The organism is Vibrio glycogenivorans (assembly GCF_051660965.1).
GTDB lineage: Bacteria > Pseudomonadota > Gammaproteobacteria > Enterobacterales > Vibrionaceae > Vibrio.
This window is the reverse complement of the sequence record NZ_JBPVIS010000003.1, coordinates 109,947-135,404: the sequence shown is the minus strand read 5'-3', so window position 1 is coordinate 135,404 and position 25,458 is coordinate 109,947. Positions and strand designations below refer to the sequence as shown.

Annotated in this window: 3 protein-coding genes (1 of these 3 cut by a window edge); 1 reads left to right on the top strand and 2 read right to left on the bottom strand. The window is 49.3% G+C overall.

All coding sequences use genetic code 11. The features are described from left to right. Complete coding sequence (locus tag ACSTTG_RS08810; protein WP_438474520.1) at window positions 1–1,350, bottom strand: HlyD family type I secretion periplasmic adaptor subunit; 1,350 nt, start codon at window positions 1,348–1,350, stop codon at window positions 1–3. Between the two features lie 63 nt (window positions 1,351–1,413). Next, window positions 1,414–1,755: a hypothetical protein gene (locus ACSTTG_RS08805; RefSeq protein ID WP_438458821.1), complete on the bottom strand. Its 342-nt coding sequence runs from the start codon at window positions 1,753–1,755 to the stop codon at window positions 1,414–1,416. 160 nt (window positions 1,756–1,915) lie between these two features. Between ACSTTG_RS08805 and ACSTTG_RS08800 the strand changes: the two genes are divergently transcribed. Continuing rightward, window positions 1,916–25,458: the start of a tandem-95 repeat protein gene (locus ACSTTG_RS08800; RefSeq protein ID WP_438474519.1), read on the top strand. Its footprint extends 26,821 nt past the window's final position; only the first 23,543 of its 50,364 coding nucleotides appear in the window; its start codon is at window positions 1,916–1,918; its stop codon lies beyond the right edge, outside the window.

Genomic DNA, 25,458 nt, shown 5'->3' with positions numbered 1-25,458 from the left:
TTATCTCTCATCAAAGGCATCTTCAATGGCCGACATAACTGGCTTAGCCGCGTATTCAATGACCCGACGAGAGCCGGTTTTGACGTCTGCGGTAAACTCCATATAGGGTGATAAGTTGTATTTTGCCCCCGCACGTTCAAGATAATTGCGGTCGAGCTCAATAGCGGCAAGGTAGAACTGATTGTCTTCCTCTTCATAAGAGGAGCGACTGATGGAAGTGATGGTTCCCTCGACAAAACCAAACTTGGCAAAGTTATAGGTGTCGAACTTAACCTTGACTACCTGACCAATCTCGACAAAGCCCATCTCTTTTCTAGGGATTTTGGCCTCTCCGTGCAGAGAGTTGTTGAGCGGGGCAATATCAGCGATGCTCTCACCGGGAGGCACAATGGCGGATTTAAAGTTAAAATGGACCTTGTCAACCAGCCCGTCAATGGGGGAATAGACCGTCAGGCGGTCGACTTTGTCTGAGTGTTGAGGTTGTTGTAGCTGCTTAATCTTAATGTCTTTTTTGGCTTGAATGATCTGCGATTGGTACTCGGAGTTGCGGTTTTCAACTAAATCACGCAGCTGCTTATCGAGCTTGGCAAGCTGAAAATCCTCATTCATCAACGATTCATCGAGGTTTTCTATCTCGCGCACCATATTAGACACTTGCACTTGATTGTTGAGGACATCGACATACGAGGCCATCTCTTCTTTATATAAGGTTTCTTTGATCTCGAGTTGTTTGCGAATCAAGCCCAACTGATGGACCGAACTCTTTCTGCGCTCTCGCATAGATGAGATTAAGGCTTGTTTGTGCTCGATATCGTGGGTGATCAACTGCTCGTTAGAGAGGTTTTTGCTGTACTCTTGGCGCCAAGTATTCAAGTTGGTGGCAACGAACTCAGGATATTCCTCTTGATAGGCGGAAAAGTCTGGCTCAACCATATCGAGCAGACTTTGATAGCGGATTTTATCGAGTTGCAGCTGGACTAGCTCAGTATTCACCGTATCCAACTGGCTGTTACGCTCAAGTGCCTTGAGTCTTGCAATAGGTTGCCCCTCGTAAACAAGGTCACCTTTTTTTACTAACAGCTCCTCTAACATCCCTCCCTCAAGATGTTGAACCTTCTCTATATCAGAATCGAGCAGCAGCTCTCCACGCACCGAGACCACGATATCGATGCGTGCTTGTGATGCGACGACTAAAGCGACGATGATCAAAAAGAAGATGACCAGTAGCGTTTTATGCACGGCTGTCATCGTGCTAGACAGGACTACTTTGTCATCGACTTTATCTCCATCAGTTGAGCCACTAGAGATAAGGGCGGTTTTGAGGTGTTGCTCAATGGGGTTCTTGCTCACTACATATCCTTAAGCCCTTGGGCATCTATAACCCCTTGGGCATTTTTGATCGCTATGTGTGACTCAGTCACTAGGAAGCGTGGAACACAGTGAGCGTATTTGATGCTCAACCACCGCTAAATCGAGCTGAATATCTCGAATCAGCTCCTCTGGTGGATAGAACTCGTGTCTGGCTAGATGCTCTAGCCTAGCAAGTTTTATCGGTGTGTCAGCGTCACTAAATAGTGCAAGCGTCATTTTTAATTTTTTGGAGTACGTCATCAGCTCTAAATAGTCTTCGCGCTTGTACAGCTGATTGATGTACGTGCTGGGCCGCTTGAAGTGGTTCACATAATCCACCAAAAGCAGTTGCATACCATTGTGATTCAACTCCATCGATTTGGAGAACTGCTCCATATCTATCATCACTCATTCCATTCCAAACATACGACAGCAATTAAGTAGCTATTTGGCTGTTTTTCAAATTTATTTTCTGAGACAAAGCGGCAAAAAAGTTTGAAGTTTGAGATTAGTTTTCTTTACTACCTATGAAATATTTTGCACTTCCACCCTATTGGAGCTCATCATGGCTGATAACAAAGATCCCAACAATAATGAAAACAAACTAAATGATGCGGTAGAACAGCAAGTTACACCGGATGCAGGGACCGACTCACAGCAGGCGAATACGCGAAATCAACAAAGTACGGCAGCAACGGCTGCGGCGACTGCTGCGGGCTCTGAAGATGCGGCGGCGCAGGCGAATCAGGCGATGGCGGGTGGTCCATCTGGGGCAGGTGAGGAAGGCGAGAGTGGTGGCTCCGGCTCATCAGCAGCGAGCGCTGCTGATACAGGGACCGAAGGCTCGAGCGCGGCTCAATCTAAGAACGTTGATGGCAGCTCAGACAGTGGCGGTGTTGGCGCCGATACTGGTGGTGGTTCTGGTGGTGGCGCTAGTGCAACAGTAGGTTCTCAAGCCGTTGGTGGCGATACTGGTGGGTCTGATGGCGGCGCTGAAGCTGAGGGGGCGACACAAGCTGCCGCTGCAGCTGGAGGCGCTGCGCCAGCCGCAGCATCTTCAGGTACTGGAGCAGGCGAGGGGGAAGAGGAAGAGTTTGACTCTGAAACCACCAGTGAGCAGTTCGAAGTCAATGTTGCTGATGGCAGCGATGAGACCACGGGTCAAACCGAGGATGACTTTGATTCAGAAACCACTAGCAGCACCTTCGAGATACAAGTCGAGGACGTTAATGATGCACCTGAGGTTGAGCAAGACCTCGCCTACATCATGGACGAAGATGGCACGATTACTTTCACCCAAGAGCAACTATTAGAATACGCCAGCGATGTTGAAGGTGATGATTTGACAGCCTCTAATCTGTCGGTGGGTGAGAACGCGTCCGTTACCGACAATGGTGATGGCACCTTTACCGTTATCCCAGATCAAGATTTTAACGGCGAGCTGGACGTCACCTTTGATATTAGTGATGGCCAAGAGACGGTCACTAGCAATATTGACCTAACGGTTCGCCCAATTAATGATGCGCCAGAAGCGGGCATAACCGAAATTGATGGTACCGAAGATACCGCTATCGTTTTTACCCAAGAGATGCTGTTACAAACGGCGACGGATATCGACTCAGATGAGCTAACCGCACTGAATCTCCAGATTGACGAAGAGTACGGTACCGTTGTCGATAACGGTGATGGAACCTTTACCTATACTCCAACAGAGGATTATAACGGTGATGTGCCGTTTACCTTCGATGTTGATGATAACGACGGGGCAGTGACACAAGCGACTGGTAACGTGAATCTTGCCGCGGTAAACGATACCCCAGTACTTGCCGAAACCTCTTATGAAATCAATGAAGATGGATCGATCCTGATCACCGAATCTTCATTGCTTGAAAATGCGACCGACATTGATGGCGATCAGTTGTCGATTACGGATATTAGCTCGGATGAAAACGGCACCGTTACCCAAACGGAAGACGGTGATTGGTTGTACACACCAAATGAAGATTACAGTGGTGACGCCAACCTAAGCATCACGGTTAACGACGGAACGGTTGATGCTGTGTTTGATGCGCCAGTTACCGTTACCGCAGATGCAGATGAACCATCTCTGACCGTTTCGCTGGGTGATATGACTTTGGCGGATTATGGCCAAGGTGACGATAGTGTGCTGACAGGTTGGCAGACAGATAACGTTAATAACGCTATTGAGGTCAACCCGGATTGGGTTTACGGCGCGGGTGATGATCGCGGCGATGTGATTGAACTTGAAGCGAATCGTGGTGATGAATCTAATCTGTTCACGGATCTCGATGCCGAAGCGGGTGAAGTGATCAGCTTGTCTTTCGATATGTCTGGACGCGAAGGACATCTAGGTGAAGATTCACAAATTGATGTTTATTTTGAAGGGGAGTTGATCGATACCATCGTCCCTGAAGAGATGGGTTGGAACAGTTTCAACTATGAACTGACTGCAACGACTGATAACCCCCGCCTTGAATTTGACTCACCTGACGATAACTCTCTGGGTGGCTTGTTAGATAATATCTCAGTGACCAAAATGCCGAGTGAAGATAACTCGGTGCCGATCCGTATTGACTCATCCGTGACGGACCTGGACGGTTCAGAGTCACTTCAGTCGTTGGTGATCGACGAGATCCCCGATGGTGCTACCATCACTGATGGCACCAATACCTTCACTGCAGACGGTGATAATGACAGCGCCGATGTGCTTGATTGGGACCTCGATAATTTGAGCTTCCAAGGTGCGGAGAACTTCAATGGCCCAGTGTCGTTGAATATCACCTCGACTTCCGTTGAGGACAGCAATGGTGATACCGCATCGACCAGAACACGTTTTGACTTTGAAGTCATGCCCGTTAATGATGCGCCGGAAGCAGAAGACAAGGCTTACACCATTGAGGAAGATGGTTCATTAACCTTTACCGATGAACAGTTGTTAGAAAATGCGACCGATATTGATGGCGATGACCTTTCGGTTTCAGGGGTCTCGTACACGGGCACAGATGGTGTTTTGTCTGACAATGGTGACGGTACTTATACCTTCTCGCCAAACGAGAACTTTAACGGCGATGTCGACTTTACCTTTGATGTGACCGATGGAATCGATACCGTCACAGCTAACATTGATGTCCAAGTCACAGAGGTGAATGATCCGCCGGTTGCAGGACCAACTTCTTACACCATCAATGAAGATGAAGTCCTGACCTTTAGTGAATCACAGATCCTTGCCAATGCCTCCGATATCGACGGCGAAGTCGTATCGCTTGAGATCAACTATGATGGCCCAGATGGGATCTTCACTGTCAATGGGGATGGTACTTGCAGCTTTGCCCCTAACGAGAACTTTAATGGTGAGGTTCAGTTGAACGTTACCGTCACCGATGATGACGGTGCGACCGTGGATACCGTGATCAACGTTGATGTGTTGCCGATTAACGATCCACCAGTCTCTGGTTCAACGTCCTATCAAGTCAATGAGGACGGCTCGATCACCATTAGCCAAGATCAGCTCTTGTCTCAGTCTTCTGATGTGGAAGGGGATGACCTGACAGCCTCAAACTTAACCGTCGATGGTAACGCTGAAGTGACCATCAATGAGGATGGCTCGTTCACCATTACGCCAGATGCTGACTGGAATGGTGATATCGACCTTAGCTACGATATCTCTGACGGCACTGATACTATCCAAGGCACCGCAGATCTGACCGTTAACCCGGTGAATGATCTGCCTCAACCTCAAGATCAAGCGTTTACTGTTGAAGAAGATGGCACTCTGACCTTCACTGATGCCGATCTACTCACCGGTGCGACGGATATCGAAGGGGATGATCTGTCGGTCGAAGGGGTAACTTACTCCGGTACCGACGGTATCTTAACCGACAATGGCGATGGCACCTACAGCTTTGCACCAAACGAGAACTTTAACGGCGACGTAGAGTTTACCTTTGATGTATCTGATGGTACTGACACCGTAACGGCCAATGTTGATGTCTCGGTAACCCCGGTAGACGATGCGCCAACGGTGGAAGGCAATTTGTCTTATACCGTCAATGAAGATGGTGAGATTACTCTAAGCCAAGAGCAACTGTTGTCCAATGTGTCGGATGTTGAAGGTGATGATCTAACAGCATCGAACCTCACTGTAGACGGAAATGCGCAGGTAACAGTCAACGATGATGGCTCATTTACCATTACGCCAGATGCCGATTGGAATGGCGATATCGATATCAGCTTTGATGTGTCTGATGGTGAGAACATCATTGCTTCTGGAGCGGATCTAACCGTTAACCCGGTGAACGACTTACCACAACCGCAAGACCAAGCCTTTAGTGTTGAAGAAGACGGTACGCTAACCTTTACCGATGCAGACTTACTCACAGGTGCAACAGACATTGAGGGTGACGACCTGTCAGTTGAAGGGGTCAACTATAGTGGCACCGATGGTATCTTGACCGACAATGGTGATGGTACCTACAGCTTCGCGCCAAACGAGAACTTTAACGGCGACGTAGAATTTACCTTCGATGTGTCGGATGGCACAGATACTGTGACGGCCAATGTTGATGTGTCGGTGACACCAGTCAATGATGCGCCGACGGTTGAGGGTAATCTGTCTTACACCGTGAATGAAGATGGTGAAATCACCCTAAGTCAGGAGCAGTTGCTATCCAATGTCAGTGATATTGATGGTGGTGATCTAACCGCGAGTAACCTTAGCGTCAGTGGTAATGCGGATGTCACCGTCAATGATGATGGCTCTTTCACCATCACGCCAGATGCGGATTGGAATGGTGATATTGATATCAGCTTCGATGTGTCTGATGGCGAGAATATCGTTGCCTCAGGTGCTGACCTCACCGTCAATCCAGTTAATGATCTACCACAACCTGAAGATCAAGCCTTTAGTGTTGAAGAAGATGGCACCTTGATCTTTAGCGATGCCGATTTACTCACGGGTGCAACCGATATCGAAGGAGATGATCTGTCTGTAGAAGGCGTTAGCTACAGCGGCACAGATGGTATCCTGACTGACAACGGCGACGGCACTTATAGCTTCGCGCCAAACGAAAACTTTAATGGTGATGTCGAGTTCAGCTTTGACGTCTCCGATGGTACCGATACGGTATCGGCAAATATCGATGTTTCCGTCACGCCGGTTGATGATGCTCCTGTCTCAGGCGATCTGGCTTACAGCGTCAATGAAGATGGTCAAATCACGCTTAGCCAAGAGCAGTTGCTGTCGCAGGCTAGTGATGTCGAGGGCGATGATCTGACTGCCAGCAACCTTAGTGTTGATGGCAATGCTGATGTCACCGTGAACAGTGATGGCTCTTTCACTATCACTCCAGATGCCGATTGGAATGGCGATATCGATATCAGCTTCGATATCTCTGATGGCAGTAATATTGTTCAGGCTCAGGCAGATTTGACGGTTAACCCAGTTAACGACCTTCCTCAGCCTGAAGATCAAGCCTTTACCATCGAAGAGGACGGCATTCTAACCTTTACTGATGCTGATCTTTTGACCGGTGCTACCGATATCGATGGCGATGATCTGTCGATTGATGGAGTGAGTTATACCGGAACGGACGGTATCTTAACTGACAATGGTAATGGCACGTATAGCTTCGCACCTAATGAAAACTTCAATGGCGACGTTGAGTTTAGTTTCGATGTGTCTGATGGCACGGATGTTGTGACTGCAAGTGTTGATGTGTCAGTGACACCAGTAGATGACGCGCCAGTGTCTGGCGATTTAGCTTACAGCGTGAATGAAGATGGTGAGATAACGCTGAGCCAAGAGCAGCTATTGTCACAAGCCTCGGATGTTGAGGGCGATGACCTGACGGCGAGCAATTTGAGCGTCGACGGTAATGCCGAAGTCACGGTCAATGATGACGGCAGCTTTACCATTACGCCTGATGCAGATTGGAATGGCGATATTGATATCAGCTTTGATATCTCTGATGGCAACAATGTAGTACAGGCACAAGCTGATCTTACCGTTAATCCAGTCAACGACCTGCCACAACCTGAAGATCAAGCGTTTACCATGGAAGAAGACGGTACGCTGACCTTTACCGATGCCGATCTATTGACCGGTGCTACGGATATTGATGGGGATGATCTGTCTGTTGAAGGGGTAAGCTACACCGGCACTGATGGTATCTTGACCGACAATGGTGATGGTACCTACAGCTTCGCGCCAAACGAGAACTTCAATGGTGATGTTGAGTTCAGCTTTGATGTTTCCGATGGCACGGATACTGTCACGGCGAATGTCGATGTATCCGTGACACCAGTCGATGATGCGCCAACGGTGGAAGGTAACCTGTCTTACACCGTGAATGAAGATGGTGAAATTACCCTCAGCCAAGAGCAGCTTCTATCTAATGTAAGCGATGTTGAGGGCGATGATCTCACCGCCTCCAACCTTTCGGTTGATGGTAATGCTGAAGTCACTGTCAATGACGATGGCTCGTTTACCATTACCCCAGATGCGGATTGGAATGGTGATATCGACATCAGCTTTGATGTGTCTGATGGCGAAAACCTAGTTCAATCTGGCGCGGACTTAACAGTCAATCCGGTTAACGATCTGCCTCAGCCACAAGACCAAGAATTCACCGTAGAAGAAGACGGCATTCTTACCTTCACGGATGCGCATCTACTGCAAGGTGCGACCGATATTGAAGGCGATGACCTTACCGTTGAAGGCATCAGTTATAGCGGCACCGATGGCATCTTGACCGATAACGGCAACGGCACTTATAGCTTTGCACCGAATGAAAACTTCAACGGTGATGTTGAGTTTAGTTTCGATGTGTCTGACGGCACGGATACGGTAACGGCCAATATTGACGTGTCTGTGACGCCAGTTGATGATGCGCCAACCGTTGAAGGTAACCTGTCTTATACCGTCAATGAAGATGGTGAGATTACCCTTAGCCAAGAGCAGCTCCTATCCAACGTCACTGATGTGGAAGGGGATGACCTTACCGCGAGCAACCTGAGCGTTGATGGCAACGCCGAAGTGACGGTGAACGACGATGGTTCGTTCACCATTACCCCTGATGCCGACTGGAACGGGGACATTGATATTAGCTTCGATGTGTCTGATGGCGAGAATATTGTTGCCTCAGGTGCAGACTTGACGGTGAATCCTGTCAATGATTTGCCTCAGCCACAAGACCAAGAGTTTACTATCCAAGAAGATGGTATCTTGACCTTTACCGATGCCCACTTACTTCAAGGTGCAACGGATATCGAAGGTGATGATCTCTCAGTCGAAGGCATTAGCTACAGTGGTACTGACGGTATTCTTACCGATAACGGTAATGGTACTTACAGCTTCGCACCGAATGAGAACTTCAACGGTGATGTTGAGTTTAGCTTTGATGTTTCTGATGGCACCGATACCGTGACGGCGAATGTCGATGTGTCGGTCACGCCAGTTGACGATGCACCAACGGTGGAAGGTAACCTGTCTTACACCGTGAACGAAGATGGTGAAATAACCCTAAGTCAAGAGCAGTTGCTGTCCAATGTGACTGATGTTGAAGGCGATGAGCTTACCGCTAGCAACTTAAGTGTCGACGGTAATGCTGAAGTGACGGTTAACGACGATGGATCGTTTACCATTACCCCTGACGCCGATTGGAATGGCGACATCGATATCAGCTTTGATGTCTCCGATGGCGAGAATATTGTTGCCTCTGGTGCTGATCTCACCGTTAACCCAGTTAACGACTTACCACAGCCTCAAGACCAAGAATTTACCATTGAAGAAGACGGTATTCTCACCTTCACCGATGCACACCTCTTGCAAGGTGCCACGGATATTGAAGGGGATGATCTGTCTGTTGAAGGCATCAGCTACAGCGGTACCGACGGTATTTTGACCGATAATGGCAATGGTACCTACAGCTTCGCGCCGAATGAGAACTTCAATGGCGATGTTGAATTTACCTTTGAAGTCTCTGATGGCACCGATACGGTATCAGCGAATGTTGATGTGTCAGTGACGCCTGTTGATGATGCGCCTGTTTCGGGTGAGCTAGCCTACACCGTTAACGAAGACGGTGAAATCACCCTTAGCCAAGAGCAGCTCCTGTCACAAGCTTCAGACGTGGAAGGCGACGACCTTACTGCGTCTAACCTAAGTGTTGATGGCAATGCACAGGTGACGGCCAATGATGATGGCTCATTCACCATTACCCCAGACGCCGACTGGAATGGGGATATCGACATCAGCTTTGATATCTCCGATGGCGAGAATGTGGTTCAAGCGGGTGCTGACTTGACCGTTAATCCAGTCAATGACTTGCCACAAGCAGAAGATAAGTCGTACACCGTCGAAGAAGACGGTACGCTGACCTTTACCGATGAGCAGCTACTTGAAAATGCCACCGATATCGATGGCGATGAGTTGTCGGTAGAAGGTGTGTCCTACACGGGTGCTGACGGTGTATTGACCGACAATGGCGATGGCACCTACAGTTTTGCGCCAAATGAAAACTTTAACGGTGAGGTCGAGTTCAGCTTCGATGTCAGTGACGGCACCGAGACTGTCACGGCAAATATCGACGTCTCAGTGACGGAAGTCAACGATCCACCAGTCGCTGGCTCAACTTCATACACAGTCCAAGAAGATAATTCGATCACCATCAGTGATGAGCAGCTTCTTGCCAACTCGAGTGACATTGAAGGTGATGTTTCGGTCGAGGATGTTTCATACTCGGGTACCGATGGTGTATTGGCCGACAATGGCGATGGCACCTATACCTTCTCACCAAATGAGAACTTCTCGGGTGATATCAGCCTTGATGTCACCGTTGTCGATGAAGATGGTGCGACGGACACCACAACAGCGGGTATTGAAGTCATAGAGGTCAATGACCCACCGATTGCTGGGCCAACCTCTTACACCATTGATGAAGATAGTGTTTTAACCTTCAGTGAGTCGCAAATCCTGGCTAATGCCTCAGATATTGATGGTGAGGTGACCTCACTTGAAATCAACTACGATGGACCGGACGGTATCTTTACGGTTAATGGCGATGGTACCTGTAGCTTTGCGCCAAATGAGAACTTCAATGGCGAGGTACAACTTAACGTCACCGTGACGGATGACGATGGTGCAACGACTGAAACGGTAATTAACGTTGATGTATTGCCAATTAATGATGCTCCGGTCTCTGGAGATACGGCGTACCAAGTCGACGAAGATGGCTCTATCACCATCAGCCAAGAGCAACTGTTGTCTCAAGCTTCGGATATCGAAGGGGATGATCTCACTGCTAGTAACCTAACGGTTGATGGCAATGCTGAGGTGACAGTCAATGATGATGGCTCGTTCACCATTACGCCAGATGCCGACTGGAACGGTGATATCGATATGAGCTTTGATATCACTGATGGTACGGACACCATTCAGGCTTCAGCTGATCTTACTGTTAATCCAGTCAACGACCTGCCTCAGCCCGAAGATCAAGCGTTTACAGTTGAAGAGGACGGTACATTAACCTTTACCGATGCCGACTTGTTGACCGGTGCCACCGATATTGACGGGGATGATCTGTCTGTTGAAGGCGTGAGCTACTCTGGCACGGATGGTATCTTGACCGATAACGGCGATGGCACCTACAGCTTCGCACCAAATGAAAACTTCAACGGTGACGTTGAGTTCAGTTTCGATGTTTCAGATGGTACCGATACAGTCACAGCGAATATCGATGTCTCCGTGACACCAGTCGATGACGCTCCAACTGTCGAAGGTAGCCTGTCTTACACCGTGAATGAAGACGGTGAAATTACCCTCAGCCAAGAGCAGTTGCTCTCTAACGTGTCGGATGTCGAAGGCGATGACCTGACTGCGTCGAACCTAACGGTGGACGGTAATGCTGATGTCACAGTCAATGATGACGGTTCGTTTACTATCACCCCAGATGCGGACTGGAATGGCGACATTGATATCAGTTTCGATGTCTCTGATGGTGAAAATATCGTTGCGTCAGGCGCAGACCTCACCGTTAACCCAGTTAACGATCTGCCTCAGCCAGAAGACCAGGCGTTTACTGTAGAAGAAGATGGTACGCTGACCTTCACGGATGAAGACCTATTAACCGGTGCCACCGATATTGAAGGCGATGATCTGTCTGTAGAAGGCGTGAACTACTCCGGAACTGACGGTATCTTGACCGATAATGGCGATGGTACCTACAGCTTCGCGCCGAATGAGAACTTCAACGGTGACGTCGAGTTCACCTTCGATGTCTCGGATGGCACGGATACGGTAACGGCCAATGTGGATGTGTCCGTGACTCCAGTCAACGACGCACCAACCGTTGAGGGTAACTTGTCTTACACCGTTAACGAAGATGGTGAAATTACCCTCAGCCAAGAGCAGTTACTGGCGAATACTAGCGATATTGATGGTGGTGATTTGACCGCCAGCAACCTCAGTGTAAGTGGTAACGCGGAAGTGACGGCAAACGAGGATGGTTCATTCACCATCACGCCAGATGCGGATTGGAATGGTGATATTGATATCAGCTTCGATATCAACGATGGCGAGAACATTGTCGAGTCCGGTGCAGACTTAACCGTTAACCCAGTTAACGACTTGCCACAGCCAGAAGATCAAGCGTTCACCATGGAAGAGGATGGTACGCTGACATTCACTGATGCGGATTTATTGACGGGTGCCACCGATATCGATGGGGATGATCTGTCTGTTGAAAGCGTGAACTACTCCGGAACTGACGGTATCTTGACCGATAATGGCGATGGTACCTACAGCTTCGCGCCGAATGAGAACTTCAACGGTGATGTTGAGTTCAGCTTTGACGTCTCCGATGGTACCGATACGGTGACAGCCAATGTCGATGTTTCCGTTACGCCAGTGGATGACGCGCCAGTTTCTGGCGACTTAGCCTATAGCGTTAATGAGGATGGCGAAATTACCCTAAGCCAAGAGCAGCTATTGTCACAAGCCTCCGATGTCGAGGGTGATGACCTTACCGCGAGCAATCTTAGCGTCGATGGCAATGCTGAGGTCACAGTCAATGACGATGGCTCATTCACCATTACCCCAGATGCGGATTGGAATGGCGATATCGATATCAGCTTTGATATCTCCGATGGCAGCAATGTAGTCCAAGCGCAGGCTGACCTAACGGTTAACCCAGTAAATGACCTACCACAGCCAGAAGATCAAGCGTTTACCATGGAAGAAGACGGTACGCTGACCTTCACCGATGCCGATCTATTGACCGGTGCCACTGATATCGATGGGGATGATCTGTCTGTTGAAGGGGTCAATTACTCCGGCACGGATGGTATCTTGACAGACAATGGCGACGGTACTTATAGCTTCGCGCCAAACGAGAACTTTAACGGTGATGTTGAGTTTAGCTTCGATGTTTCCGATGGCACCGATACGGTCACCGCAAATGTTGATGTGTCCGTAACCCCAGTCGATGATGCGCCTGTCTCTGGTGATCTGGCCTACAGCGTCAACGAAGATGGTGAAATTACCTTGAGCCAAGAGCAGTTGTTATCACAAGCAACTGACGTAGAAGGGGATGATCTCTCTGCCTCTAACTTAAGCGTCGATGGCAATGCTGAGGTAACGGCGAATGATGACGGCTCGTTTACTATTACCCCAGATGCGGACTGGAATGGCGATATTGATATCAGCTTCGATATCTCGGATGGTAGCAATGTTGTTCAAGCTCAGGCTGACCTGACAGTCAATCCAGTCAATGACTTACCACAGCCAGAAGATCAAGCCTTTACCATGGAAGAAGACGGTACGCTGACCTTCACCGATGCGGACCTATTGACGGGTGCGACCGATATTGATGGGGATGATCTGTCTGTTGAAGGCGTGAACTATTCAGGCACAGACGGCATCTTGACCGATAATGGTGATGGCACCTACAGCTTCGCACCAAACGAAAACTTTAACGGTGACGTTGAGTTCAGCTTCGATGTCTCGGACGGTATCGATACCGTAACAGCGAATGTAGACGTATCTGTCACACCAATCGATGATGCTCCAACCGTTGAAGGCAATCTGTCTTACACCGTTAATGAAGACGGTGAAATCACTCTCAGCCAAGAGCAACTTCTTTCTAACGTCACTGACGTTGAGGGCGATGATCTTACTGCTAGCAACCTCAGCGTGGATGGCAACGCAGAGGTCACCGTGAATGATGATGGCTCATTCACCATTACTCCGGATGCGGATTGGAATGGTGATATCGACATTAGCTTTGACGTCTCGGATGGTGAAAACGTCGTTCAATCTGGTGCGGACCTAACTGTTAATCCAGTTAACGACTTGCCACAGCCCCAAGACCAAGAATTTACCGTTGAAGAAGACGGTATCTTAACCTTCACCGATGCACATCTACTTCAAGGTGCCACCGATATTGAAGGAGATGACTTGACGGTAGAAGGTATCAGCTACAGTGGTACCGATGGTATCTTGACTGACAACGGTAACGGTACTTACAGCTTCGCGCCAAATGAGAACTTCAATGGTGAGGTAGAATTCAGCTTCGATGTGTCGGACGGTACCAATACAGTAACAGCCAACATTGACGTGTCGGTGACCCCAGTTGATGACGCGCCAACTGTCGAAGGTAACCTGTCTTACACCGTCAACGAAGATGGCGAAATTACCCTCAGCCAAGAGCAACTGCTTTCTAACGTCACTGACGTGGAAGGCGATGATCTGACTGCGAGTAATCTCAGCGTGGATGGCAACGCGGAAGTCACGGTTAATGATGATGGCTCGTTCACCATTACGCCAGATGCGGACTGGAATGGTGATATCGATATCAGCTTCGATGTGTCTGATGGTGAAAATATTGTTGCTTCCGGCGCGGACTTGACCGTTAACCCAGTTAACGACCTACCACAGCTGCAAGACCAAGAATTTACCATGGAAGAGGATGGTATTCTGACCTTCACCGATGCACACCTACTGCAGGGTGCGACGGATATTGAAGGTGACGACCTGACTGTCGAAGGCATTAGCTACAGCGGTACTGATGGTATCTTGACCGATAACGGCAACGGCACCTATAGTTTCGCACCAAATGAGAACTTCAATGGTGATGTAGAGTTTAGCTTCGATGTCAGCGATGGCACCGATACCGTGACAGCTAACATTGATGTGTCAGTGACACCAGTCGATGACGCCCCAACTGTCGAAGGTAACCTGTCTTACACCGTCAACGAAGACGGCGAAATCACGTTAAGCCAAGAGCAGCTTCTTTCTAACGTCACTGACGTGGAAGGCGATGACCTGACCGCGAGTAACCTTAGTGTAGATGGCAATGCCGAAGTGACTGTCAACGATGATGGTAGTTTCACCATTACCCCTGATGCAGACTGGAATGGCGACATTGATATCAGCTTCGATGTCTCTGATGGCGAAAATATTGTCGCTTCTGGTGCTGATCTGACGGTGAATCCAGTCAATGACTTGCCTCAAGCGCAAGACCAAGAGTTTACCATCGAAGAGGATGGCATCTTAACCTTCACGGATGCACACCTACTGCAAGGTGCCACCGATATTGAAGGCGATGATCTGTCTATCGAAGGCATTAGCTACAGTGGTACTGATGGTATCTTGACCGACAACGGCAACGGTACCTACAGTTTCGCGCCGAACGAGAACTTTAACGGTGACGTAGAATTCACCTTTGAAGTCTCTGATGGCACTGACACCGTCACTGCTAATGTTGATGTGTCTGTCACACCAGTAGATGATGCACCGGTCTCGGGTGATCTGGCCTACAGTGTCAACGAAGACGGTGAAATCACCTTAAGCCAAGAGCAATTGTTGTCACAAGCGTCTGATGTTGAGGGTGATGATCTGTCCGCTAGTAACCTCAGCGTCGATGGTAACGCTGAAGTGACAGCCAATGACGATGGTTCATTCACCATCACTCCAGATGCCGATTGGAACGGTGATATCGATATCAGCTTCGATATCTCAGATGGCGAGAACGTGGTTCAAGCGGGTGCAGACCTCACCGTTAACCCAGTGAACGACTTGCCACAGCCAGAAGATCAAGCGTTCACCATGGAAGAAGATGGTACGCTGACCTTCACTGATGCTGACCTATTGACCGGTGCGACTGATATTGACGGGGATGATCTGTCTATAGAAGGCGTGAACTACTCCGGCACCGACGGTATCTTGACCGACAATGGCGATGGCACCTACAGCTTCGCGCCGAACGAGAACTTCAATGGTGACGTTGAGTTCAGCTTCGATGTTTCTGATGGTACTGACACAGTGGCAGCCAATGTTGATGTGTCTGTGACGCCAGTCGATGACGCGCCAACCGTCGAGGGTAACCTGTCTTACACCGTCAACGAAGATGGTGAAATCACGCTAAGCCAAGAGCAGCTTCTTTCTAACGTCACTGACGTGGAAGGCGATGATCTGACCGCGAGCAACTTAAGTGTTGATGGCAATGCCGAAGTCACCGTTAATGATGATGGCTCGTTCACCATCACCCCAGATGCCGATTGGAATGGCGACATTGATATCAGCTTCGACGTCTCTGATGGTGAGAATATCGTTGCCTCGGGTGCGGACCTCACCGTAAACCCAGTCAATGACTTGCCACAGCCTGAAGATCAAGCGTTTACCATGGAAGAGGATGGTACGCTGACCTTCACTGATGCCGACCTATTAACCGGTGCGACCGATATCGACGGGGATGATCTGTCTGTAGAAGGGGTGAATTATTCCGGTACTGACGGTATCTTGACCGATAACGGCGATGGCACATACAGCTTCGCACCGAATGAGAACTTTAACGGTGACGTTGAGTTCAGCTTCGATGTGTCGGATGGTACGGATACCGTCACCGCGAATGTGGACGTATCGGTTACGCCAGTGGATGACGCACCAACCGTCGAAGGCAACCTGTCTTACACCGTTAACGAAGATGGTGAAATTACGCTGAGCCAAGAGCAACTGCTTTCTAACGTCACTGATGTGGAAGGTGATGATCTGACCGCGAGCAACTTAAGTGTTGATGGCAATGCCGAAGTCACCGTTAATGATGATGGCTCATTCACCATTACCCCTGATGCGGACTGGAATGGCGATATTGATATCAGCTTCGATGTTTCTGATGGTGAGAATATTGTTGCCTCGGGCGCTGACTTAACCGTTAACCCAGTCAATGACTTGCCACAGCCGGAAGATCAAGCGTTCACCATGGAAGAAGATGGTACGCTGACCTTCACCGATGAAGACCTATTGACCGGTGCGACTGATATCGACGGGGATGATCTGTCTGTTGAAGGCGTGAACTACTCCGGCACCGACGGTATCTTGACCGATAACGGCGATGGCACATACAGCTTCGCACCGAACGAGAACTTTAACGGTGACGTTGAGTTCAGCTTCGATGTGTCGGATGGCACTGACACGGTTACGGCGAACGTGGACGTATCGGTTACGCCGGTGGATGACGCGCCAACCGTCGAAGGAAACTTGTCTTACACGGTTAACGAAGATGGTGAAATCACCCTCAGCCAAGAGCAACTGCTATCCAATGTAACTGACGTGGAAGGCGATGACCTAACCGCGAGCAACCTTAGCGTGGATGGTAATGCCGAGGTGACCGTCAACGATGATGGAAGCTTCACCATTACCCCAGATGCCGATTGGAATGGCGACATCGATATCAGCTTCGATGTTTCTGACGGCGAAAACATCGTAGCCTCGGGTGCCGACCTGACGGTTAATCCAGTTAACGACTTACCACAACCTGAAGATCAAGCATTTACCATGGAAGAGGATGGTACGCTGACCTTCACCGATGAAGACCTATTGACGGGTGCGACCGATATCGACGGGGATGATCTGTCTGTTGAAGGCGTGAACTACTCCGGTACTGACGGTATCTTGACTGATAACGGCGACGGCACTTACAGCTTCGCACCTAATGAGAACTTCAATGGTGACGTTGAGTTCAGCTTCGATGTGTCGGATGGCACCGATACTGTTACGGCAAATGTGGACGTATCGGTTACACCACTCGACGATGCACCAACCGTTGAAGGCAATCTGTCTTACACCGTTAACGAAGATGGTGAAATTACTCTCAGCCAAGAGCAACTGCTTTCTAACGTCACTGATGTGGAGGGTGATGATCTAACCGCGAGCAACTTAAGTGTCGATGGCAATGCTCAAGTCACCGTTAATGACGATGGCTCGTTCACCATCACCCCGGATGCAGACTGGAATGGCGACATCGATATCAGCTTCGATGTCTCTGATGGCGAAAATATTGTGGCTTCAGGTGCTGACCTGACGGTTAATCCAGTTAACGACTTACCACAACCAGAAGATCAAGCGTTCACCATGGAAGAAGATGGCACGCTGACCTTCACTGATGCCGACTTATTAACCGGTGCTACTGATATTGAAGGTGATGATCTGTCTGTTGAAGGGGTGAACTACTCCGGCACGGATGGTATCTTGACCGACAATGGTGACGGTACTTACAGCTTCGCGCCAAACGAGAACTTCAATGGTGATGTTGAGTTCAGCTTCGATGTCTCTGACGGTACCGATACTGTGACGGCTAACGTAGATGTATCAGTCACGCCAGTCGATGATGCGCCTGTGTCTGGTGACCTTGCGTACAGCGTTAACGAAGATGGTGAAATCACCTTAAGCCAAGAGCAGTTATTATCACAAGCAACTGATGTGGAGGGGGATGATCTCTCTGCCTCGAACTTAAGCGTCGATGGCAATGCTGAGGTAACGGCGAATGATGATGGCTCATTCACTATAACCCCAGATGCCGACTGGAATGGCGACATTGATATCAGCTTCGATATCTCTGATGGCATCAATATTGTTCAAGCTCAGGCTGATCTAACAGTCAATCCAGTTAATGACTTGCCACAACCTGAAGACCAAGCGTTTACCATGGAAGAAGATGGTACGCTGACCTTTACTGATGCGGACCTATTGACCGGTGCTACCGATATCGATGGGGATGATCTGTCTGTAGAAGGCGTGAACTACTCCGGCACAGACGGTATCTTGACTGATAATGGCGACGGTACCTACAGCTTCGCGCCAAACGAAAACTTCAACGGTGATGTTGAGTTTAGCTTCGATGTCTCTGATGGCACCGATACGGTAACGGCTAACGTTGATGTGTCAGTAACCCCAGTTGATGACGCGCCAACGGTAGAAGGCAACCTGTCATACACCGTCAACGAAGATGGTGAAATTACCCTTAGTCAAGAGCAACTTCTGTCTAACGTGACTGACGTGGAAGGCGACGATCTAAGCGCGAGCAATCTCAGCGTCGATGGCAATGCCGAAGTTACAGTTAATGACGATGGCTCCTTCACCATCACTCCGGATGCCGATTGGAATGGTGATATCGATATCAGCTTCGACGTCTCTGATGGCGAAAACGTCGTTCAATCTAGTGCGGACTTAACCGTCAACCCGGTCAATGACTTACCACAGCCGCAAGACCAAGAGTTCACCGTTGAAGAAGATGGTATTCTCACCTTCACCGATGCGCACCTGCTTCAAGGCGCCACGGATATTGAAGGCGATGACCTGTCAGTAGAGGGCATTAGCTATAGCGGTACCGACGGTATTCTTACCGATAACGGCAACGGTACTTACAGCTTCGCGCCAAATGAGAACTTCAATGGTGATGTTGAGTTCAGTTTTGATGTGTCGGATGGCACCGATACAGTGACAGCCAACATTGATGTGTCTGTGACCCCAGTCGATGACGCGCCAACCGTCGAAGGTAACCTGTCTTACACCGTCAACGAAGATGGCGAAATTACCCTCAGCCAAGAGCAGCTTCTTTCTAACGTTACTGACGTGGAAGGAGACGATCTCACCGCGAGTAATCTCAGCGTGGATGGTAATGCCGAAGTGACTGTCAACGATGATGGCAGCTTCACCATTACTCCAGATGCGGACTGGAACGGTGATATTGACATCAGCTTCGATGTGTCCGATGGCGAGAACATTGTGGCTTCCGGTGCAGACTTGACTGTTAACCCAGTCAATGACCTGCCACAGCCACAAGACCAAGAATTTACCATTCAAGAAGACGGTATTCTCACCTTCACCGATGCACACCTGCTTCAAGGTGCAACGGATGTTGAGGGCGATGACCTGTCAATCGAGGGTATTAGCTACAGTGGTACCGACGGTATCCTTACCGATAACGGTAATGGTACTTATAGCTTCGCGCCAAATGAGAACTTCAACGGTGATGTTGAGTTTAGCTTTGAAGTCTCGGATGGCACGGATACGGTCACCGCAAACGTTGACGTCTCTGTTACGCCTGTGGATGACGCGCCAACGGTTGAAGGCAATTTGTCTTATACCGTCAACGAAGATGGCGAAATTACGCTGAGCCAAGAGCAGTTGCTGTCCAATGTTACGGATGTTGAAGGTGATGATCTCACCGCAAGCAATCTGAGCGTGGATGGTAATGCAGAGGTGACCGTCAATGACGACGGTAGCTTCACTATTACCCCAGATGCCGATTGGAATGGGGATATCGACATTAGTTTCGATGTGTCTGATGGTGAAAATATTGTCGCCTCCGGCGCAGATCTAACCGTTAACCCAGTGAACGACTTGCCACAGGCGCAAGATCAAGAGTTCACCATGGAAGAAGATGGTATCTTGACCTTCACCGATGCACACCTATTGCAAGGTGCAAGCGATATTGAAGGCGATGATCTGTCTATTGAGGGCATCAGTTACACCGGTACGGATGGTATTCTGACGGATAACGGTAACGGTACATATAGTTTTGCGCCAAATGAAAACTTTAACGGGGACGTAGAGTTTAGCTTTGAAGTCTCCGATGGCACCGATACAGTCACGGCAAATGTGGATGTTTCGGTTACACCAGTTGATGATGCACCTGTTTCCGGTGACCTGGCCTACAGTGTCAACGAAGATGGTGAAATCACCCTAAGCCAAGAGCAGTTGTTGTCACAGGCATCGGATGTTGAGGGAGATGATCTCAGCGCGAGTAACCTCAGCGTGGATGGCAATGCGCAAGTGACAGCCAATGACGATGGCTCATTTACCATTACGCCAGATGCTGATTGGAACGGTGATATCGATATCAGCTTCGATATCTCAGATGGTGAGAACGTCGTTCAAGCACAGGCTGATCTCACCGTTAATCCAGTCAATGATCTACCAACGGTCGGCCAGCCAGAGTTTACGGCTCAAGAAGACGTCAGCTTTACCTTCACTGAAGAGCAGCTACTTGAAAATGCAGGCGATATTGATGGCGATAACCTGTCAGTTCAGAATGTCGCGTCTGATAGCGGTACCTTGGTGGATAATGCCGACGGCACCTTCACCTTTACGCCAAACGAAAACTTCGATGGCAATGTCAACATCACTTATGACGTCTCCGACGGCACGGCAACGGTGCCTGCAGAAGCGAACATCGATGTGCAGTCTGTGGTGGATATGCCGGAGTTGTCTATTGCTTCTGACTTGGTGATTGCCTCTGATAACTTTGAGGATGGCTCTGCAGGTTGGAATGCGGGGACGGAAGACTCACAAGGCTTCGACAGTGGCGATATGCTCGGTCGCATAGGTGGCACGGGCGGCGATGAGGCCGTGAGTAAAACCTATGACATTCCAGATGACGTGTCTGAGGTCAATATCTCGTTCGACTTCTATGAGATTGATTCATGGGATGGTGAATCCTTCCAGATCTTCGTCGGTGGTGAACAGCTAACCACGATGTCGAATTCAGCATTCCGTGTAGAGGACGGTAGCACACCGCTATTTGATTCCGACGGCAACCAAGTTGGTGAAGTGGTACACGGTGCGTCGCAGCAAGAGGGCTTTAGTGGTTGGAATGACCAAGCACACGAGGTGCACCTAACCGTGCCCGTGGAAGATGGTCAATTGCAGCTTGGCTTCGGCTCAACTCTCAACCAGAGCGTGCCAGATGAGTCGTTCGGTATCGATAATATCGAAATTACGGTAGCAGATGCTGACTTCGAAATTCTGGGTATGGAAGATGAGCCAGTACCACTGAATATCGACGCGAACCTAACCGATACCGATGGCTCAGAGAACTTGGCCATCTTGATTGAAAACGTGCCAGAGGGCAGTGAGCTTTCAGCGGGTGTCGACAATGGTGACGGCACATGGTCATTAGAACCAGGTGATTTAGCTGGGCTTGAGTTTAACCCTGCTGCTGACTTCAACGGCGATGTTGAGTTGGTGGTCAACGCCATCTCGACTGATGTGGATACCGGTACTCAAGCAACCGCAACTCAAGAGGTAACCATCCATATCTCACCGGCCAATGATGCGCCAGAGGTGGATGGAGATGTCTCTGCAGTAACGGCGGAAGATACCAGTATCGTCATCACCCAAGAGCAGCTGCTTGAGAATGCGGTGGACATCGATGGTGATGACCTCAGCGCAATCAACCTTAGCACCACAGATCCAAACGCAACGGTCGAGCTGAACGAAGATGGTAGCTTCACCGTCACGCCAAGCGAGGACTTCTTTGGTGAGATTGAGTTTACCTATGATGTGACCGACGGTGAAGACGTGGTTGCGGCCGACCTCAACTTGACTGTGACGCCAGTCAATGATGCCCCAGAGGCAGAAGACAAGGCCTTCACCGTAGAAGAAGACGGCACACTCACCTTTACTGATGCTGACCTGTTGGCAGGTGCAACGGATGTAGAAGGGGATGATCTGTCAGTCGAAGGCGTCAGCTACACCGGAACAGACGGTATTCTTACCGATAATGGCGATGGAACCTACAGTTTCGCGCCTAATGAGAACTTTAATGGTGATGTTGACTTTAGCTTTGAGGTGAGCGATGGCACCGACACCGTTACTGCAAATATCGATGTCAGCGTGACCCCGGTCGATGATGCACCAACGGTTGAGGGTAGTTTGTCTTATACCATCAACGAAGATGGCGAAATCACTCTAAGCCAAGAGCAATTGCTATCGCAAAGCTCGGATATAGAGGGGGATGACTTAACCGCTTCAAACTTGGTGGTGGATGGCAATGCCGAAGTCACCGCCAACGATGACGGTAGCTTTACCATTACGCCAGATGAGAACTTTGATGGCAATGTCAATATCAGCTACGACGTTTCTGATGGCGTGAATGTTGTGCCTGCTGAGGTGAATATTGATGTCCAGTCTGTGGTCGATATGCCAGAGCTGTCGATTGCATCAGACTTGTTACTCGCGTCGGACAACTTTGAAGAGGGCTCTGCTGGCTGGAATGCCGGTACCGAGGATTCGCAAGGCTTTGAAAGTGGTGACATGCTTGGTCGCATCGGTGGCACTGGTGGCGATGAGGCAGTGAGCAAAACCTATGACATCCCAGATGATGTCTCAGAGGTTAACATTTCGTTTAGTTTCTACGAAATTGATTCGTGGGATGGTGAGTCCTTCCAGATCTTCGTTGGAGGCGAGCAGTTAACGGCGATGTCGAACTCGGCATTCCGCGTAGAGGACGGCAGTACACCTTTGTACGACTCAGATGGTAACCAAGTCGGTGAGGTAGTGCATGGTGATTCGCAGCAAGAGGGCTTCAGCGGTTGGAATGACCAAGCTCACGAAGTGCACCTAACGGTGCCAGTAGAAGATGGTCAGTTGCAGCTTGGCTTCGGGTCCACACTGAACCAAAGCGTGCCTGATGAGTCGTTCGGTATTGATAATATCGAAATTACCGCCGCCAATGTTGATTATCAAATCATTGGTACTGAAGACGAACCAGTGCCGCTGAATATTGACGCTAATCTGACTGATACCGATGGCTCAGAAGATCTCTCAATCCTGATTGAAAATGTCCCAGAAGGCAGCGAATTATCGGCAGGTATCGACAATGGTGATGGAACTTGGTCACTTGAGCCTGAAGAACTGACCGGACTTGAGTTTATTCCTGCCGCTGACTTTAACGGTGATGTTGAGCTGGTCGTAAATGCGACGTCGACTGACATTGATAGCGGTCAGACAGCTACGGCGACGCAAGATGTCACCATCCACATCTCACCTGCGAATGATGCCCCTGAGGTAGAGGGCGACGTGTCAGCGGTGACCGCTGAAGACACAAGTATTGTGATCACTCAAGAGCAGTTGCTTGAAAATGCCGTCGACATTGACGGGGATGATCTCAGTGCAATTAACCTGAGTACCACCGATCCAAATGCAACGGTTGAGTTAAACGACGATGGTAGCTTTACCGTCACGCCAAGCGACGACTTCTTTGGTGATATTGAATTTACCTATGACGTCACCGATGGTGAAGAGGTGGTGGCAGCTGACCTCAACTTAACTGTTACGCCAGTCAATGATGCTCCTGAAGCTGAAGATAAAGCCTTCACTGTCGAAGAAGATGGAACCTTAACCTTTACTGACGCTGATCTACTAGCGGGTGCAACGGATGTGGAAGGGGATGATCTGTCTATTGACGGCGTCAACTACTCTGGCACCGACGGTATCTTAACCGACAATGGTAATGGTACGTACAGCTTTGCACCAAATGAGAACTTCAACGGTGATGTAGAGTTTAGCTTTGGAGTGTCTGATGGCACGGATACGACGACGGCCAATGTCGACGTTTCGGTCACTCCAGTCGATGATGCGCCAACGGTTGAGGGTAATCTGTCTTACACCGTCAACGAAGATGGTGAAATCACCTTGAGTCAAGAGCAGTTGCTGTCCAATGTCTCTGACATAGAGGGTGATGACCTGACGGCCAGTAACTTAAGCGTTGATGGCAATGCTGAAGTGACCGTCAATGACGATGGCAGCTTCACTATTACGCCGGATGCGGACTGGAATGGTGATATCGATATCAGCTTCGACGTCTCTGATGGCGAAAACGTCGTTCAATCTGGTGCTGACTTAACCGTCAACCCGGTCAATGACTTACCTCAACCACAAGACCAAGCGTTCAGTGTTGAAGAGGACGGCACGCTCACCTTCACCGACAGCGATCTGTTGACGGGGGCCACGGATATCGAAGGGGATGATCTCTCTGTTGAGGGAGTGAACTACTCCGGTACCGATGGCATATTAACCGATAATGGCAATGGCACGTATAGCTTCGCTCCTAACGAGAACTTCAACGGTGATGTTGAGTTCAGCTTCGATGTCTCTGATGGCACGGATACCGTTAGCGCTAACATTGATGTATCTGTCACCCCAGTCGATGACGCTCCGACGGTAGAAGGTAACCTGTCTTACACCGTTAACGAAGATGGTGAGATTACTCTCAGCCAAGAGCAGCTCCTGTCGAATGTGACTGACGTGGAAGGCGATGATCTCACAGCGAGCAACTTGAGTGTCGATGGCAATGCCGAAGTCACAGTTAATGATGATGGCAGCTTCACCATTACTCCAGATGCAGATTGGAATGGTGATATTGATATTAGCTTCGATGTCTCTGATGGTGAAAATATTGTTGCCTCAGGTGCTGACCTAACGGTTAACCCAGTTAACGACCTGCCACAGCCAGAAGATCAAGCGTTCACCATGGAAGAAGATGGCACGCTAACCTTCACTGATGCTGATCTACTAACGGGTGCGACCGATATCGATGGGGATGATCTGTCTGTTGAGAGCGTCAGCTACTCTGGTACTGACGGTATCTTAAGTGATAATGGCGACGGAACTTATAGCTTCGCGCCGAATGAGAACTTCAACGGTGATGTTGAATTCAGCTTCGATGTCTTTGATGGCACCGATACGGTGACGGCGAATGTCGATGTCTCAGTGACGCCGGTTGATGATGCACCAGTATCCGGTGATTTAGCCTACAGCGTTAATGAAGACGGTGAGATCACCTTAAGCCAAGAGCAGTTGTTGTCACAGGCCTCTGATGTTGAGGGCGATGACCTAACAGCAAGTAACCTCAGCGTCGATGGCAATGCAGAGGTGACTGTTAATGATGACGGCTCATTCACCATTACCCCGGATGCGGACTGGAACGGCGATATCGATATTAGCTTTGATATCTCCGACGGTAGCAATGT